At 44.1% G+C, this 16512-nt stretch carries 13 protein-coding genes; 9 read left to right on the top strand and 4 right to left on the bottom strand.

The annotated features are described in order from the left end of the window. Positions 1-55 precede the first annotated feature (55 nt). Both N480_RS10335 and N480_RS10340 read right to left on the bottom strand, forming a co-directional pair. The gene (locus N480_RS10335) at positions 56-1240 is read right to left on the bottom strand and encodes a DUF3103 family protein (protein ID WP_063372422.1); all 1185 of its coding nucleotides are present in this window, start codon (positions 1238-1240) and stop codon (positions 56-58) included. A 619-nt stretch (positions 1241-1859) separates the two neighbouring features. Further along, a complete protein-coding gene (locus tag N480_RS10340; protein WP_063372490.1) occupies positions 1860-2240 on the bottom strand; it encodes a hypothetical protein in 381 nt (126 codons plus the stop codon). Between the two features lie 190 nt (positions 2241-2430). On the opposite strand from N480_RS10340, the gene N480_RS10345 reads away from it, so the two are divergent. The 5 genes from N480_RS10345 (at position 2431) to N480_RS10365 (ending at position 6825) form a co-directional block, all read left to right on the top strand. Continuing rightward, complete coding sequence (locus tag N480_RS10345; RefSeq protein ID WP_063372423.1) at positions 2431-3138, top strand: PepSY domain-containing protein; 708 nt, start codon at positions 2431-2433, stop codon at positions 3136-3138. 64 nt (positions 3139-3202) lie between these two features. Further along, entirely contained in the window at positions 3203-3823 is a 621-nt protein-coding gene (locus N480_RS10350) for an endonuclease (protein ID WP_063372424.1), read from the top strand. Positions 3824-4022: 199 nt separating this feature from the next. After that, positions 4023-5645 carry a S41 family peptidase gene (locus N480_RS10355; RefSeq protein WP_063372425.1) on the top strand — a complete coding sequence of 541 codons (1623 nt, stop codon included), beginning with the start codon at positions 4023-4025 and terminating at the stop codon, positions 5643-5645. Beyond that, positions 5638-6027: a hypothetical protein gene (locus N480_RS10360; RefSeq protein WP_063372426.1), complete on the top strand. Its 390-nt coding sequence runs from the start codon at positions 5638-5640 to the stop codon at positions 6025-6027. The genes N480_RS10355 and N480_RS10360 overlap by 8 nt, the downstream gene beginning before the upstream one ends. 111 nt (positions 6028-6138) lie before the next feature. Further along, positions 6139-6825 carry a 4'-phosphopantetheinyl transferase family protein gene (locus N480_RS10365; RefSeq protein ID WP_063372427.1) on the top strand — a complete coding sequence of 229 codons (687 nt, stop codon included), beginning with the start codon at positions 6139-6141 and terminating at the stop codon, positions 6823-6825. 53 nt (positions 6826-6878) lie between these two features. On the opposite strand, the gene N480_RS10370 is transcribed toward N480_RS10365, so the two are convergent. Beyond that, positions 6879-9248: a TonB-dependent receptor gene (locus tag N480_RS10370; protein WP_081231824.1), complete on the bottom strand. Its 2370-nt coding sequence runs from the start codon at positions 9246-9248 to the stop codon at positions 6879-6881. 277 nt (positions 9249-9525) lie between these two features. Next, the gene (locus N480_RS10375) at positions 9526-11151 is read right to left on the bottom strand and encodes a cyclic peptide export ABC transporter (RefSeq protein WP_063372428.1); all 1626 of its coding nucleotides are present in this window, start codon (positions 11149-11151) and stop codon (positions 9526-9528) included. Positions 11152-11487: 336 nt separating this feature from the next. On the opposite strand from N480_RS10375, the gene N480_RS10380 reads away from it, so the two are divergent. The 4 genes from N480_RS10380 to N480_RS10395 are packed head-to-tail and all read left to right on the top strand — an operon-like array spanning position 11488 to position 16512. Continuing rightward, positions 11488-12717: an isochorismate synthase gene (locus N480_RS10380; protein WP_231102248.1), complete on the top strand. Its 1230-nt coding sequence runs from the start codon at positions 11488-11490 to the stop codon at positions 12715-12717. A gap of 5 nt (positions 12718-12722) precedes the next feature. Next, the gene (locus tag N480_RS10385; RefSeq protein ID WP_063372429.1) at positions 12723-14324 is read left to right on the top strand and encodes a (2,3-dihydroxybenzoyl)adenylate synthase; all 1602 of its coding nucleotides are present in this window, start codon (positions 12723-12725) and stop codon (positions 14322-14324) included. Between the two features lie 8 nt (positions 14325-14332). After that, complete coding sequence (locus tag N480_RS10390; RefSeq protein ID WP_063372430.1) at positions 14333-15199, top strand: isochorismatase family protein; 867 nt, start codon at positions 14333-14335, stop codon at positions 15197-15199. After that, entirely contained in the window at positions 15199-16512 is a 1314-nt protein-coding gene (locus N480_RS10395) for a condensation domain-containing protein (protein ID WP_063372431.1), read from the top strand. The genes N480_RS10390 and N480_RS10395 overlap by 1 nt, the downstream gene beginning before the upstream one ends.

Raw genomic sequence — 16512 nt, forward strand, 5'->3', positions numbered from 1 at the left:
TCCTATCCTGTAAACCGTTTTGATCTTCCACCACCGCCGCGATTTACAAGTGTACTTACCTTGGCTCTATCGTTAAGGGAGATAAAGTCATTTTCGCGTTATTGCTTGCGCCCATTACATTGTTGTATTGGCGGTTTTCAAATAACGTATAAAATACATCAACATAGTCATCATCATTGGTGAACCAGTGACTCGGCATTGCCTTGATTAACTCATTCGTTAACTGAGGAATAATCGCGTAGCCTTGCACGTTAGGATCTGGTATTAATCTCATTACTTGCGTCACAATATTCAAAAAGGTAGTCGCAAGCTCTTGATAGTTCGTATTGTCATCATGCTCCATCAACAATACGTCAGCAGCCTGCCAACGGTATCTTTCCCAATGAATAAGTATCTGATTCGGCGTGTAATCTTGACCATCATGATCTAAGTAAGGTAAATCCACGACGTCTAATGCTGGCTCGTCACGGGTTGGGCTCACCCCATTTACAACGGCATAGACCTCTGCGGCACCAGAGATCCAAGGCTCTTTGTCATCATTCAAACGAATACGGCTTATGACAGAAGTAGATATCGCCGCTGTTTGTTGCTCCACAAATCCTAAAGACTGCATATTGCTGTTGCCATCAACAAGTTCGCGATTTTGATTGAAAACTCTACGCATCACTTCAATGCCTTCGCGTTGTACGAGTTGTTTATCTAACTCAACAACCAATACTGGTCGTGTCGGCATTTTTTGTGCGTCTAGCAAATGTAGCTCACCATTTGCATCGAATGCTTCAACATGAACCCATTCAGTATCTTCACCGCGAGGTGCAAAAGCAATTAGAGGTACCTGGCCACCTTGCCATTGCGATAACATTGACTCATCCGCTAAACGCAGCTGGTATACATTGGCGCCTTGACTAGATAATCCTTTTAACTGTCGAGTTTGTGCACTGGCTTGTGCGCTTAATTGCGCACTCGTTGCTGGTAGGTCTAAATCCGAAAAGCTCAGTTTGTGCGCACTATTCAATTGATTTAACCAACCAGCTTGCTTAGCGCTTAATTCCAAAGCGACAGTCTGAGCCACAACTCTTTTGATATCTGCAACTTGTACACTTTGTGAATTAAACCTATCTATCGATTCTAATGAACCCAAAGCAGCGTGATTAACGCTCGATAGTTGATCGGCAATTGCCGCCGAACTGGTCATCAGTATCGCTGAATTCAGCGCCGCAAACTTAAGTAACTTATTCATAACATTTCCTTGAAATAATCCGTGTGTTTATTATTTACCCTAAGATAAACAACTATGTGTGCAACACCACGATAAAACAGCACAATAGATTTATCAAGATATTAATAACAGATTAACATGAAAAAATTCATAACACCCTTATCGCGATGATATATAAGACTTTATCGAGTATTTAATCAAAAAGCTGGATAATAAATTATCGCAATAATAAGGATTACAAAACTGTGAATTCAGCAAAAACAAGTCAATTTGGCTTCTAAATCACACCTAAAATATTGCAACAGGCATTGGCTTGAAAATTAATTTATCTTTTATATTACAAGCAATTAAAATTAGTTCTGGAAATGGATTTGACGCTGTAAATTAGAATATTTCAGAAATGTGAAATCAAGCTTAGAATGGTTACTTAGACAACCTATTCAGTTATTTTGAATAATTAAATTAATATCAACATTTTACCTATTATAGGTTTTTAATTAAACATAACGTGAACTAAAATCTTGTTCTTAAGTAAAAGCTCAATAAATGTCGCTTAAATGCACATTAAGATTGGGAAAATGTTGCTTGTTGCTGTCAGGCCACGATCAGCACTGACAGCAATATTGCGCATGATGAGAAGTTATTTTTCTAGGGGATAAAGTGTAATCTCAATACCTGCACCAATAGCAGAAATACGTAATAGCGTATCAACGTCAATTGCCTGAGAGTAACACTTGGGAGCTGTGCCTGAAGTAAAACCAATATCAAAGGTACGTTTTTTACATCCCAGCCATTGCTTCAATGCAGCCTTTGAACATGACTCGATCAACTCACATAAGTGGTTAATCGCTTTATTAGGGCTGGTGACTTCAGCACTAGATTCAATTCTAGCGAGCTCTCTATATTCATCTTTATCATAGTGTAATACAACAGCATTACGCTTTAGATCCTCAACCAAAGCGGAGATGTCGTGTTTGGACTCTAGCTCTAAATCGACATTTAAAAATTGGATTTCTGACATTGCGAGTGCGTTACCTTGCTTTGTGATGGGACCTAAGCCCGCTAATAATTTAATGTTCAAACTGCAAACTGCCACATAATGGGCGTCAGCCCAGCCCACAAAGTCATACTTTTGGGTGCGACAATTTGTCACCTTGGATTTTACGTTAATTTCAATAAGCTATCAGCAATTTTGACTAAAAAATAGAGTAATGAACAAAACAGCCCTAAAACCTGCCAGAAAAATACACAAATACCTTGGCTATTTACTTGCACTGCAGATCTTTGCTTGGCTGCTTGGTGGTTTTGTGATGAGTGCTATTCCACTAGAAATGGTGCACGGTAAACATTTAGCTCAGAGGCAGTTGGAAAACCCTTTTCAAGCTACAGATTACACCGCGAGCCTAGACAGCATTAAACACGCTATCGTCAATTTACAAAAAATTGAATATACGCACTTTCTTGAACGCCCAATTATCAAAGTCACAGGCAAAAGCATCCACTTTTTCGATGGACAAAGTGGTATGCCGGTGAAACCACCTTCTGAGTCTCAAATTCGCCAACAAGCAAACGCCCATTATTTGGGTAACGCACAACCAGCAACTGTTAAGCTGCTAGAGAAAGGTCCCAGAGAGGTGCAATATCGTCAGAATATTTGGCGCGTTGAATATGAAGATTGGGTTAGTACAACAATATATCTAGACAGCAATACTGGCCAAGTCATTACGGTACGCAGCACATTGTGGCGAATTTTCGACTTTTTCTGGATGCTGCACATTATGGATTACGACGAGCGCGATGACTTTAACAACCCATTGCTCATTTCGTTTTCAGCGACCAGTGTTCTGTTTTGTATCAGTGGCATGATATTGCTCTTGCAATCACCACCTTGGCGACGCAGGCGCATTCAACGTAATTAATCACATATTTCCGTTTATTTCGTTACTATGAGTACAGTCCTGAAGTCCACCATAGGTGAGAGGCATGCTCAAAGTTATCCCTTTGGGCGTGGTATTACTGCTGTTCACCACAGCTGTCCACGCCCAATCTTTTGAAAGCTTTTATAAAGCAAAAAAATATTTAGCGCGTCAGCTAGCTCCACATGATACAACCATATACTGCGGTTGTGAGATCAAAAAGCAGGGCAAGAAACTTATCCCTGATCCTGTTAGCTGCGGCTATGAACCGAGAAAGCCCGTTACCCGTAATGGCAAGCCAAATGTGCGCGCAACCCGAATAGAATGGGAGCACATCGTGCCTGCTTGGGAGTTTGGCCACCAGCTCCAGTGCTGGCAAAATGGTGGACGCAAAAACTGCCGAAAAGTCAGCGCCCTATTTCGCCAAATGGAAGCCGACATACATAACCTCGCGCCAGCAATCGGAGAAATCAATGCCGACCGCAGTAACTTTCGCTTTGGGTTACTTCCCCACATGCCTTATCAACATGGTGCATGTGAAGTAAAAATCGACTTCAAGCAGCGTGTTATCGAACCGCCCTATTATGCTCGAAAGCAAATCGCGCAGGCGTACTTTTATATGCAAAAAACCTATGGCCTTAAACTCAGTGAGCGCCAGCGTAAACTCTTTTCTCTTTGGGCAGAATAAAACGCGTTCCTAGAAAAAAATGAAAATCCTAATATCTATCATAAATAGGTACAGATCTAAGGTGTTTTCATTGTAATCTTGCATCACAGTTGATAATTTGAGCCCATAATAAATATATTGGACATACATACTGAAAGTGCGTGCCAATTAATAAGGTCTTTATTAGAAGTGGTACCACTGCAGCAATTAGGAACGGGATATGAGACAAAAAAATAAGCTCTACCTTGCTATCGGTTTAGCAATGACGACAGCCTTTCTCGCGGGATGTGGGGGTTCTTCAGGAGGCGGATCGAATAATAATAACCCGATTGTCCCGCCTGACCCACAAACCACACCGCCAACTTGGCAAGCTGGTCAATTTCGCCCTTCCAGTGAATTCGCAAATTTGTGTGCCACACCTCGTTCGGGCATTGACCCATTTGAGAACACCCCTTATCCAGATGCAGCTGGCACAGCGATGCATGAAAAAATGTGGTTGCGCTCTTTCAGTAACGAGACCTACCTTTGGTATGACGAAATTATTGACAATGACCCTAATCAGTTCTCAACTGTCGCGGCATATTTCGCACAATTAAAAACACCTTTGACCACGGCTAGTGGCAGGGACAAAGACGAGTTTCACTTTAGCGAAAGCTACGAAGATTTTAAGAAAGAATCTCAAGACGGTGTATCTGCCAGCTTTGGTATTAACTGGACGATTCCGCAAACTCGTATGGCCTATGTCGCCTATGTCACAGCAAATTCTCCAGCTGCCGAAGCGGGCGTTGAGCGTGGAGACAGGTTACTCAAAGTCGGAGATCTAGATTTTGCGACATTCAACAACCAAGATCCAGCCCAATTCAATCAAATTATTAGCGCATTTTCTCCCGCTAAAGACCAAACGGTTGCGCTCACATTACTCGGGCAAAACGGTGAAGAAAAACAGCTTTCTTTAACTGCCTTGGACCTCGAATTAGAGCCTGTGCGCAAAACCCAAGTTTTTGAATTTGAAGGTAAGCAAATAGGTTATATGCAATTTAACCAATTTATTGCCAGTGCACAGCCTGAGCTCATCAGCGGTTTTAATCAGTTTAATAACCTCGATGAGTTGGTGCTAGACATGCGTTATAACGGCGGAGGCCTGGTGTTTCAAGCTTCACAAGTCGCCTATATGATTGCTGGAGATCAACATAATAACCGCAATTTTTCAGTAAAAACCCATAACGATAAGCTCAGTGCCCAAAACGAACCGCTGGGTTTTGTCGACCAATCTATCAACTGGAGTACACTGACCTATAACGACGACAAATTACCCGCAGCCAATATGAAACGTGTGTACTTGCTTACGACCAGCGGTACAGCTTCAGCCAGTGAAAGTGTTATTAACGCACTACGTGGTATTGATGTCGAAGTGATATTAATTGGTGGTAATACCCGCGGTAAACCATATGGCTTTGTACCACAACAAAACTGTGGGACTGTGTACTATACTATCCAGAATAAGTCAGCCAACAATAAAGGCTTTGGTGATTACGAAGACGGTTTTATTATTACGCCTAGTGAACAGTTAGTAGGCGAAATAGGCCTTGACGCAAGAATACCTGGGTGCAAAATATCAGATGACTTTAGCAAAGCACTGGGTGACCAATCCGAAGGGTTATTGGCTGGCGCGTTGCATCATATTTCTACAGGCAATTGCCCAGTAACTGTGGCACGTGCGTCGCGCACTGCTGATACTCAAAATACTGTAGAGCAAAATATAAGTAACGATTTTGCGTTGCCTTATCACCCATTGAGACAGGGCGCCATCTATACACCAGTGAAAGAGTCTTCCAATGACTAGATCATGGCTTACTACTTTGGCAATAGCACTCTCTGTGAGTGCTTGTCATAGTAACGACAAAGTTCAGCCTGCTCCGGCCTTACTGAGCGAAACGTCGCCTTCGGTAATTGCAGAGTTACAGCAAGCGATTGTTACCTTAAAAGGCGGCAAGCCGCCAACACTTGCTCACAGTGTACTTACCCATACACCCCAGCTAATAATCACAGCCGGGCAATCTAAATTGCAAGATAACCCAGCTATGATGACTGCTGAGCTTTCGCAATTGCCCATTAGTGCATTTGAGCTGCAAATAAGGGATGACTTATGTGTACTCTATTTTTCGCGAGCAGACAAATTTGTGCCGTTACAACATGCTAAATGTATCCGCTATAAGCCTGACTAACCCTGCTATATTTGCCACAGTTAGTGGCAAATAAGCTTTTGTTAATGTTAGTAAACTTGCATCCTCTTTTGGGATAAGCCAAACTACGTTGGCTTAGCCGAGGAGTTGTACATGCACATCACTGAACAGTCACCTTTTACACCCATATTGCCTTACTCATTTCACTCTAGAGCATTTGATGCAAGCCAATATCAGGATGACGATTACATATATTTTCATCAACCATTGCCCAACAAGCTGCAACGCGCAGTAGCGAAACGCAAAGCTGAATACTTAGCAGGTAGAGTATGTGCTGCAAAAGCAATGATTCCTCTTGGCATCACCCATTTTGAAGTTCACAGTGGTGAAGATCGCGCGCCCATTTGGCCTGCAAAAATCCGTGGTGCCATTACTCACAGCAAAGGAATTGCAATGGCTATGGTTACCGATGCCGAAAATGTTTTGGGCATTGGCATTGATATAGAGCACTACATGGCTGACAAACAAGAGTTGGAGCTACAAAGTCAAATTCTGAGAGAAGATGAAAGCGAAGCGTTTGCACAGCTTGGTCAGCTACATGACAAGCCGCTCACACTGGTTTTTTCTGCCAAAGAAAGCATTTACAAAGCCCTCTACGGCCAAGTACAAAGGTTTTTTGGATTCGATGCTGCACGCCTAATAGACTGTAGTGAAAACTCGTTACGTTTTGCACTCACATCGGCACTTCATGAAACGCTACCACAAGGCTTCGAAATCACAGTGTTTTATCAGTACGCACACAATATGGTATTAACCGAGTGTGTGCATTTGCGACAATAACAATTCGGCATAAAAAACGGTGCTATGGCACCGTTTTTTTGATGGTTAAATGATTAGAAGCTGTATTCTAACTGTAATGCCACTTGTCTCTGTTGGCCCAGCTCAACATAATTCCAACGGCGACTACCTTGTGAATTGATATATTCACGATCAAGTAAGTTATCAACCGTTAAGAAGACACCCCAATCAGCCGGCTTATAACCAACGCGCGCATTTACAATTGTACGACCTGGAATTTCTGGGTCGTCCAATACGCGGTCGCCATTTTCATCAACAGTCTGATAAACTGGCGCTGCAAACTGTTTCGCACCGTCTTGATAGTTCACATTGATATTTGCCAACCAACCAGTGCCTGAGTCATAGTCAACGCCTAGGTTTGCAGTCCAGTTTGGACTCTTTGGAAATGCACGGCCAACAAAATCATCACCCGTTACAACTTCTGAGCGATTAAATTCAAAATCCGTGATTTCAGTTTTGGCATACCCTAGCCCAGCAAATACCTTCGTTGTATCTGACCAAGCATAATCGAGACTGGTTTCGAAGCCTTTTACCTCAGACTTACCCGCATTAACCACTTCTAGGTCAAATAGGTTACCAGACAGCTGCACACGCACTTGCTGATCACGCCAATCAATATAGAACGCATTGGCATTAAGTACCAAAGTTTCATCAAGCCATGTGCTGCGCAGGCTTAGCTCATAGTTATGTGTATATTCAGGATCATAAGTGTAAATCTCATTTTTAGTGGTATTTACACCTAAGCCACCTGAGCGGTAACCTTTTTGATAGCTCAAGCTCACTGACATATCTTCGTCGATGTGCAAAGTCGAACCAATTTTAGGTAAGAAGGTCGTAAATGACTCTTCAGCGCGAGGCTGAACACCAGATGCACGCTGTGCATTCGCTGCAATCAGCTGGTTAACACCCGTGATAAGTTCAACCATCAAAGGATTTTGTGCAAAGCTTTTTGGATCCGGCAATGTTGTTTCAGGTGCTAAGGTTTGGCTTGCAACGGATGAGTTTGCACGTGTTTCTTTATCCCAACGCGCGCCACCAAATACCGACCACTGGTCATTAATTTGATAGACAAAATCACCAAAGATCGCTTGGTTTTCAACTTCCTCAATTGGGTTTGTTGCGCCGTTCACCATCACAGGATCAGCACCTGCCGCGCGATAAATACCAATCACTTGATCAGCCATTACTTCTGCTGGTAACCCTAATTTTGTAAATTGGGCAATCAGCTGATCTCGCACACCAGTCTCAGCGAAACCATAACTAATTTGAGATGCGGTCGTCATGTTACGGTCATCATTTGCAACAAACGCCCCAAATATACCACTCAGCTTATCACCTGAATAAGTGAACTTAAGCTCATGACCACGACGTTTGTCATCATTTTTTTGTTGCCATACATCCGACTTAACAATACCAAAATCGCTGTCATTTAAACGCGTGTAATCGCTGTCACTGTAAGAGCCTGTATACGAAACCTGCCACTGAGCTGACAAATCATAATCTACGTTTAGTACCCAACGCTCAGAATCATTTTCCGTGTATGCATCGGTATTAATGAACAGATATCTTTTATCAAATAAATCGTTTACTGGGTATTTGGCATCTGGCGAAGTATTTGACTGAAATAACGTGCCATTCTCACTGCTGAAATTTGAATAACTTAAACGCGCCGTTAGCTCGGTCATTGCAGAAGGTGTGTACGCTAAATTAACACGCACAAAATCACTTTCTTTGTCATCCATTGTTTTGTTCAGCACAGGGTTGTATATTTGGCCATCTTGCTGTTTATGCTCAGCCGCTACGCGAAATGCCAGCTCATCTTCGATTAAACTACCACCAAATGCCACAGCTGCTTGCTGTTCGCCATTTTGTCCGTAGATTACGCGCGCTTTACCAGAAGGAGTATGCTCTGCTTCACGTGTTTTAACGACCACGGCACCCGCCAGTGCACTGCGCCCTTGCAGTGTAGATTGAGGACCACGTAATACTTCAACTTGCTGTAAATCCCATGTTGAAAACGCACCGGCTGCCGTCATGTCTTCAGACAATGCTGCACCATCAACGTAAATACGCGCTAGACCACCGTTGCCACCACCGGTAATCGTGTATGAATCGATACCACGAATACGATAACCAGTGCTCGGATCACCAGATACGTTCGGGGTACGCATCGTAATGTCATAGAAGTCTTGAATATTTTCTTTTTCCATAGCTGCTGACGTGATAACAGCCACACTGGTGGGCGTTTCTTGCAAGCTTCTATCGATTTTCTGCCCGGTAACAACTATTTTTTCCAACTCTTGCTGCTCATCACTTAGCGCAGCGCCACTGTGTGCGCTCAGTGCCAAAGCAACACCGCAATAAAGTGGAGAAAAACGACCTAGTCGACCCAATGATGCAGACACAGCATCCTCCTTAAATTAATAAACAATGATAATCATTATCATTGTACATATTAATTGCATAATTAAGAAAGCGTTTATTTTCTTTTTATTTGTTTTCTATTTAAAAAGTCGAAATTTCAGTAATAAAAATTACATAAATGTGGGTTTTAGAGAAAAAGTAAGGAGTTATGGATAAATACGACACTTTAAAAAAAGGAAATGATGTGACCGCCGTTGACGATGCACACTGACAGCCTGCGCTTCAATATACATCGTCAAAGACTTTTCACTCTGCTCGTTACCCTACCATTTTACTAGCAAGGTGATTGGTACACTCTGTTAGGCAGCCATTTTCCATCCGCAGGAGCCTATCGGCGAGGTGGAAGTATTTATCATCATGGGTGATGACAAAGATCGTTTTGCCTTTTGCACTGAGTTCCGGTAGCAATTCTTTGTAGAATACATCCTTAAACACGGGATCTTGGTCGGCAGCCCATTCATCGAAAATGTAGAAAGGCCTATCTTCTAGATATGTCACGACCAAGGCTAGGCGCTTGCGCTGCCCTTGAGATAACTTTTGAGTGGTAAACGCGCCATCTTTAATTGCCACTTTGTGGTGTAAATTCAGTTTTTTAATCAACGCATTACCCTTTTCTTGCAAGACTTTGTCTTGGCAGTCAAGTAGTCTGTCAAATAGATGAAAATCACTGAATACAGCACTAAATAATTGGCGATAACCGTCTAACTGCGCGGCACTAATGTGTTTCTCGTCAACATATAGATCCCCTTCATTCGCAGGGTATAAGCCACATAGCAGCTTAGCAAACGTCGTTTTTCCGCTGCCATTGCCCCCAACGAGATAAACTATCTCTCCTCGAATTAACGTCAAATCAATCGGGGTTAATGCAAACACTTCGTCACTTTGCTCGTGATAATATCCATGACTAAGTGCTTTTAGTTCAATTTTGTCGAAAGCTGTCAATTGAGTTTGAGGCGTTTGCGCAATTAAATGCATTTTTGACGTCATTTCGCTAATGGTGTTGGCCGAAGCTTTAGCCGCTGCAGCTTTTGGTATCGCGGCTAACATCACCTCAAGCGGCGTCAGCATGTAGAGGAACAACAGGGCAAAACCAGACATGACCTTGGTCGCTTCATTCCCTTGCCCAGATAAGAAGTACAGTGCCCCTCCTATGAATGCAAAGATACTGAACCCACCCCAAGATGCTGCATAATGATAAATAGTTGCACCTTGCACGCGACGTGTGCGCAGTAACTTTATGGTGTCTCCAATCACCTGATCAACAAAAATACGACGCTTCGATTTATGCAACTTCAGTTCTTTAGCACCATCATAAATTGAGTCAAATTGGCTATACAACGTGTCTTGAACACGTGCCGCTTCAGTCACTTTTTTAAATGCCGTCGCATTGGCAAGGCTATATCCGATAGAGCCCACAACCAGAGTTAGCACGGCAAATATAAACACGCGCCAATCTAACCAAGCCATGTACGCAAAGCTGCCCAGTACTATCATGGCATTAGTTAAAATCCCAGGTAAACGCTGGAAAAACTCTGACACACGTAGGCTGTGCTCCGTTAAACACGATTTAATTTTACCAGCACCTTGCGCCTCCACATCATTGAACTCAGCATTGACGACATGTTCAGCAACTTGATTTCTTACCGTTGCCTGACTTTGCTCCGTCAGTTGCTCTGCAAATATTTTTGAGCATAACTGCAGGATAACACCTGAAATTGCCAAAATGGCAAAGTAGATAAACTGCTCAGAGCGCGCTTCCGCGGAGCTATTGATAATTTCATTGATCAGCGCAACTAGCGCAACACTGGCAAGGCCAAACAAAGTACTGGTGACGGCCGTTGCAACAAAACGCCACCAAGTGGCACGGATTAGATTAGCAAGCACGTTACTTCTCTTTTGATTATTTAAGACTAGGACTAGATACAGGACGAGAGCTGTGCAAAAAAATTCATAATCCCCAGCGCATTTATGAAAAGAGTGCAAACAACTCGCGCAATTGATCCATTGTCATGTCTGAGAGTAGCAATTGCTGTGTCTAAGCCCCTATTTACTGACTCTTTCTGATTAGCTGTGTTTTTTCACAACGCGTGCGTCGAGACCCCATCGCCGCTGTCCGTAAAATAGTCAGAACAGAACAATCTTACACAGCACTAAATCTTTTTGTGATTGACACGTCTTGAACACACATTGAGGGCTGACCGCATTTATTGCAGCAGTCGAATGACAACGCAAAAAGGTTACATTATGCATGCTGGCGAAATATCCAACTTAGCGCAAGCTCAGTCTTTGGGCGAATTCCTATTAGATCAAGATTGTCTTTTTGTATCAGGCAATAACTGCTTACTTGGTCATGGTATCAAGCACCGCTTTAGTATTCCCATTGCTAATACCGAGTATTTAGTTGAGGAACTTCAGTCACAAATGCGTGCACACCAAGGTGACAGCGACAATGCCATCGCTTTTGGTGTTTTGCCTTTTTGCAAACACCAGAATGCCCAGTTCATTATTCCAAAAACTGTCGCGCACTGGGACAAGAGCGTGTTTAGTCAGTGGCTTAACGCCCAAGTTACTGAGGCGGACACTGACAGCAATTCGCTAAAGGCAATAAATTATCTGCAAGATAGAAGCCATTTTGAGCAAACAGTTAAGGATGCGAAATCCCTGTTTAACAGCGATTTACTCGAAAAGATCGTACTGAGTAAACAGGTCGATTTAGAGTTTTCAAAACCGCTCAACCGCAAGCATGTACTGAATCAACTATTGCAGCAAAGCCAATCTGGTTATCACTTTGCATTTCCTACCCAAAGTAATGCGGTGTTAATGGGGGTTAGTCCTGAGTTATTGTTAAGAAAGCAAGATCAAACAGTCATTAGTAACCCTTTGGCAGGCTCGATCCCGCGCGATCCATGCGAGAAAGTAGAGGCGCAACGTCGCGCAGTACTATTTAGTTCGAAAAAAGATCGTTACGAGCACGCCGTGGTGATCGAAGACATGCGCCAATTGCTTGAACCCGTGTGTGACAACCTCGCGATCCCCGCTGAGCCAGATCTGCTCAGTACCGCAACCATGTGGCATCTATCGACCGTGATCTCTGGGCACTTAAAAGATCCTGAAACCCATATTCTAGGGCTGGCGAATCAGTTACACCCAACACCCGCATTGTGTGGTAAACCCACTAAACCGGCCTACCAACACATTCTCGATTTAGAGGGTCATGATCGCGGGTTGTTTTCTGGGATCATTGGCTGGTGCGATCAGCATGGTAACGGAGAGTGGGTGGTTGTGATCCGCTGTGGTGAGTTAAAAGAACACGTTGCCCGCCTGTTTGCAGGAGCGGGGATTGTCGCCGCTTCTGATCCAAGCTCCGAATGGCTAGAAACTGAAGCCAAACTTAAAACGATGCTGAATGCCTTATCGGTACAGCAAGCTTATTCCAGTTTTAACAAGTAAAATATATGAGCATCGAATACACACCTTGGCCAGCTGAGCTGGCCGCACAATACCGCGCCAAAGGTTACTGGCAAGATAAACCACTGACTACGATCCTCTCGGATCAGTTGGTAAATAATAGTCAAGGCATCGCCGTTGCTGACGGCCAACGTCAAATTACCTATGCAGAGCTTAACGACTACAGTAATAACCTTGCTGGTTATCTTGAGTCACAGGGCCTCCAGCAAGGTGATACCGCGGTTGTTCAACTGCCTAACAACGTCGAGTTTTACATTACTTATTTTGCCCTCCTAAAATTGGGCGTCGCTCCGGTTTGCGCTTTGTTTAATCATCAGCGCACTGAGTTGCAGAGTTATTGTGAGATCTTGCAACCCAAAGCGATGGTAGTTTCCTCAGCACACGCTTTATTCGGTGATGAGCAGTTTATAGATGAACTGTTCAGTCGCTTTTCTTGTTTAAGCAAGATCATCACAGATCACAGCAAGGGTAACAGCGAGCTAAAACAGGGCTACCTTCAAAAACACTCTTTTTGCGCGAACGATCTTAATCCTGAAGATGTTGCTTTCTTCCAATTATCGGGTGGCAGCACGGGCACACCAAAACTTATCCCGCGCACACACAATGACTATCTCTATTCTGTGGTAGCAAGCAAGGAGATCTGCGAGCTCGACGGTGATACGCGCTATCTTTGTGCGCTGCCTGCGCCGCATAACTTTCCACTCAGCTCTCCTGGTGCGCTGGGAGTGTTTATCGCTGGTGGTACCGTGATCTTGGCCAATGATCCAAGCCCGACGGTGTGTTTCCCACTGATTGAACGTTTTGCCATCACACACACCGCTTTGGTGCCACCCGCACTACAACTTTGGCTTCAACATGCCAACGCGTCTGCGACCGATCTATCGAGCTTACAAGTGATCCAAGTCGGTGGCGCAAAGCTCAGTCGCAGTGTTGCCGAACAGGTATCGCCTGTACTTGGCTGCCAACTGCAGCAGGTGTTTGGTATGGCTGAAGGCCTTGTGAATTACACCCGATATGATGACGATCAGGAGTTGATCCTCACGACCCAAGGCCGCCCTATTAGTGATCTGGATGAGATAAAGATCGTGGATGAAAACGGGCAACCAGTCCCCTTGGGTGAATCAGGGCGGCTGATGACCCGTGGCCCATACACATTCAGAGGTTACTACAAATCCCCGACGCACAATGCCAATGCTTTCGATGAGGACGGTTTTTACAGCTCAGGAGACATTGTTAAACAACTACAATCGGGTCATTTAATCGTGGAAGGCCGCGACAAAGATCAAATTAACCGTGGCGGAGAAAAAATAGCAGCCGAAGAAGTTGAAAACCACTTACTGGGCCATGAGCACATCCAGCAAGTCGCGATTGTGTCTATGCCTGATGAAGCGCTTGGAGAAAAAAGCTGTGCCTTTGTCGTCGCAGATCAAGGCATAAAGCTGACCACCTTAATATTACGTAAGTATCTTCGCCAGCTCGGCATCGCCGACTACAAAGTGCCTGACAAATTTAAATTTGTAGAACAACTACCGTTAACAGCCGTGGGTAAAGTGAATAAAAAAGCCCTGCGTGCCACTTTCGAACAATAGAGAACAACATGAGCATTCCAAAGTTAAACCATTACCCGCTGCCACGTGACGCAGAGTTGCCACAAAACCGTGTTGACTGGGAATTAGATCCCACTCGTGCGGCACTGTTGATCCATGATGTACAACATTACTTTGTGGGTTTCTATGGCGAAGACAATCCATTGATCGAGACCATGATCCAGAATATTCAGGCACTTAAAGCATACTGTTATGAGCACAATATTCCAGTTTATTACACGGCTCAGCCAATCAAGCAGGGTAAACACGAGCGCGGTTTACTTTCGGATATGTGGGGGCCGGGCCTGCAAGATCCAACGCAGCAACCGATTGTCGATGCACTTGCGCCAACTGAAAAAGATGTAGTGCTCACAAAGTGGCGCTATAGCGCATTTCAAAAGTGTGACTTTGAGCAACAATTGCGAGATCAACAACGCGATCAGTTGTTAATTGTGGGGATCTACGGCCATATCGGTGTCATGACCACAGCCGTTGATGCTTTCATGCGTGACATAGAACCATTTTTAGTGGCCGATGCGATCGCCGACTTCAGTAAAGAAGAACATATGATGGCGCTTAATTTTGTCGCAAAACGCTGCGGTAAAGTGATCGCGATGTCGGAGATCTTAGGCACTCAGAGTCAGGATCTCACTTCGCTTGAAGGGCTTAAAGCACACATTCTCACTTTGATCGATTGTGAAGAAGATGAATTTGACGAGCACGAAAGTCTGATCGACTACGGGTTAGATTCAGTGCAAGTGATGAACTTGATCTCCTTATGGCAACAACAAGGGATCGAAACCAACTTTATTGAATTAGCACAGATCCCAACCTTGGCCGCTTGGGTAGAGTTGTTAGAAGAACGTAAGGAAGACTGATGACCCACCCTCTCTCGCTTACTGATTCGCAGCATGCTATGTGGCTGCTCGATACCATCAGTGGTCGAGGTGAGCTATTCAATGTGGCCGAGTGCTTAGAATTTAAAGGTAAGATCTCGGCAAACTGGCTACAACAGTCATTGCACCATGTTTGGCAGGCAAGCGATACGCTTGCTTGTCGCTTTATACGCAGTGATGACTACACGCCAAAATTGCTCCCCGATGACACTGTGCCTGAAATCATCAGCCAAGAATTAGAACATGACCCTGAAGATGTTTTGGCCTTCGCACAAAACTTTGCCAAGCCATATTTGGCAAAGCCCTTTGACCTTAACCAAGAAGCGTTGATGAAATTGTTTTTACTGCGCGCTCCTGAGCAAGACTACTTGGTAATAGTAGCGCATCATCTACTTCTAGATGGTTATGGTTTTGGCTTATTTTCGCAATCACTCAATCGCTGTTACAACGCGCTCAGCAAAGGTAAACCCTTACCTAAACTGCGTTTCACTCAACAACAGCAATTACTCGAACTACACAACAGTGACGCTTATTTGGCACAGCAAAAACAAGCCAAAGAAACGCTTAATCAATGGCTTGATGCTGTACCTGCGGTAAATACATTCAGTGACTCTAAGGCTGATGTTGCAGAGCCAAATACGCGCCTGACAAGCACCTTTGAGCAATCGGATTGGCATACCATTCAATCCGCAGCGCAGATTGCCGATACAACCAGCAGCGAAATACTACTGGCAGCGATTGCGGCGTCTCTAGTAGCCCAGCACCAAAACTACCATGTGACATTAGGCATGGTGATGATGAATCGCCAAGCAATACCAGAGCTGAGCTGCCCGTGTGTTCAGAGCAACGTGTTACCTCTGCCTCTGAATTTAAATGAAAACATCGATTTAAGTGCTGCTGCCGCACTTATCAATCATCAAATAAGAGCACTTAAGAAAGTACAGAGTTATCGCGTTGAGTCCCTCAAAAGAGACAGACAAAAGCAGGGCAAATCACTGAGCATTCTAGGACCAACAGTGAACTTACTGCCTTTTGCTAGTGCCCCAAAATACGCAGGCGTAGCAACAAACAGCCATATTCTGAGCGCGGGCACCACTGACGATATTATGTTGCAAATTCACCTTTTGGCAGATAAACCTGCCACGGTCGATTTTGATAGCAATATTGCACGCTATACAGCAGCAGATACTTTGATGATTCAAGCGCGTATTTTTGCTGCGGCAGAAATTTGGGCCACGCAGCCTAAACTAACGCTCAGTCAGGTTGCAGACTTACTTCGCAAAAAAGACCTCTGA

It is taken from the genome of Pseudoalteromonas luteoviolacea S2607 (assembly GCF_001625575.1).
Taxonomy (GTDB): domain Bacteria; phylum Pseudomonadota; class Gammaproteobacteria; order Enterobacterales; family Alteromonadaceae; genus Pseudoalteromonas; species Pseudoalteromonas luteoviolacea_E.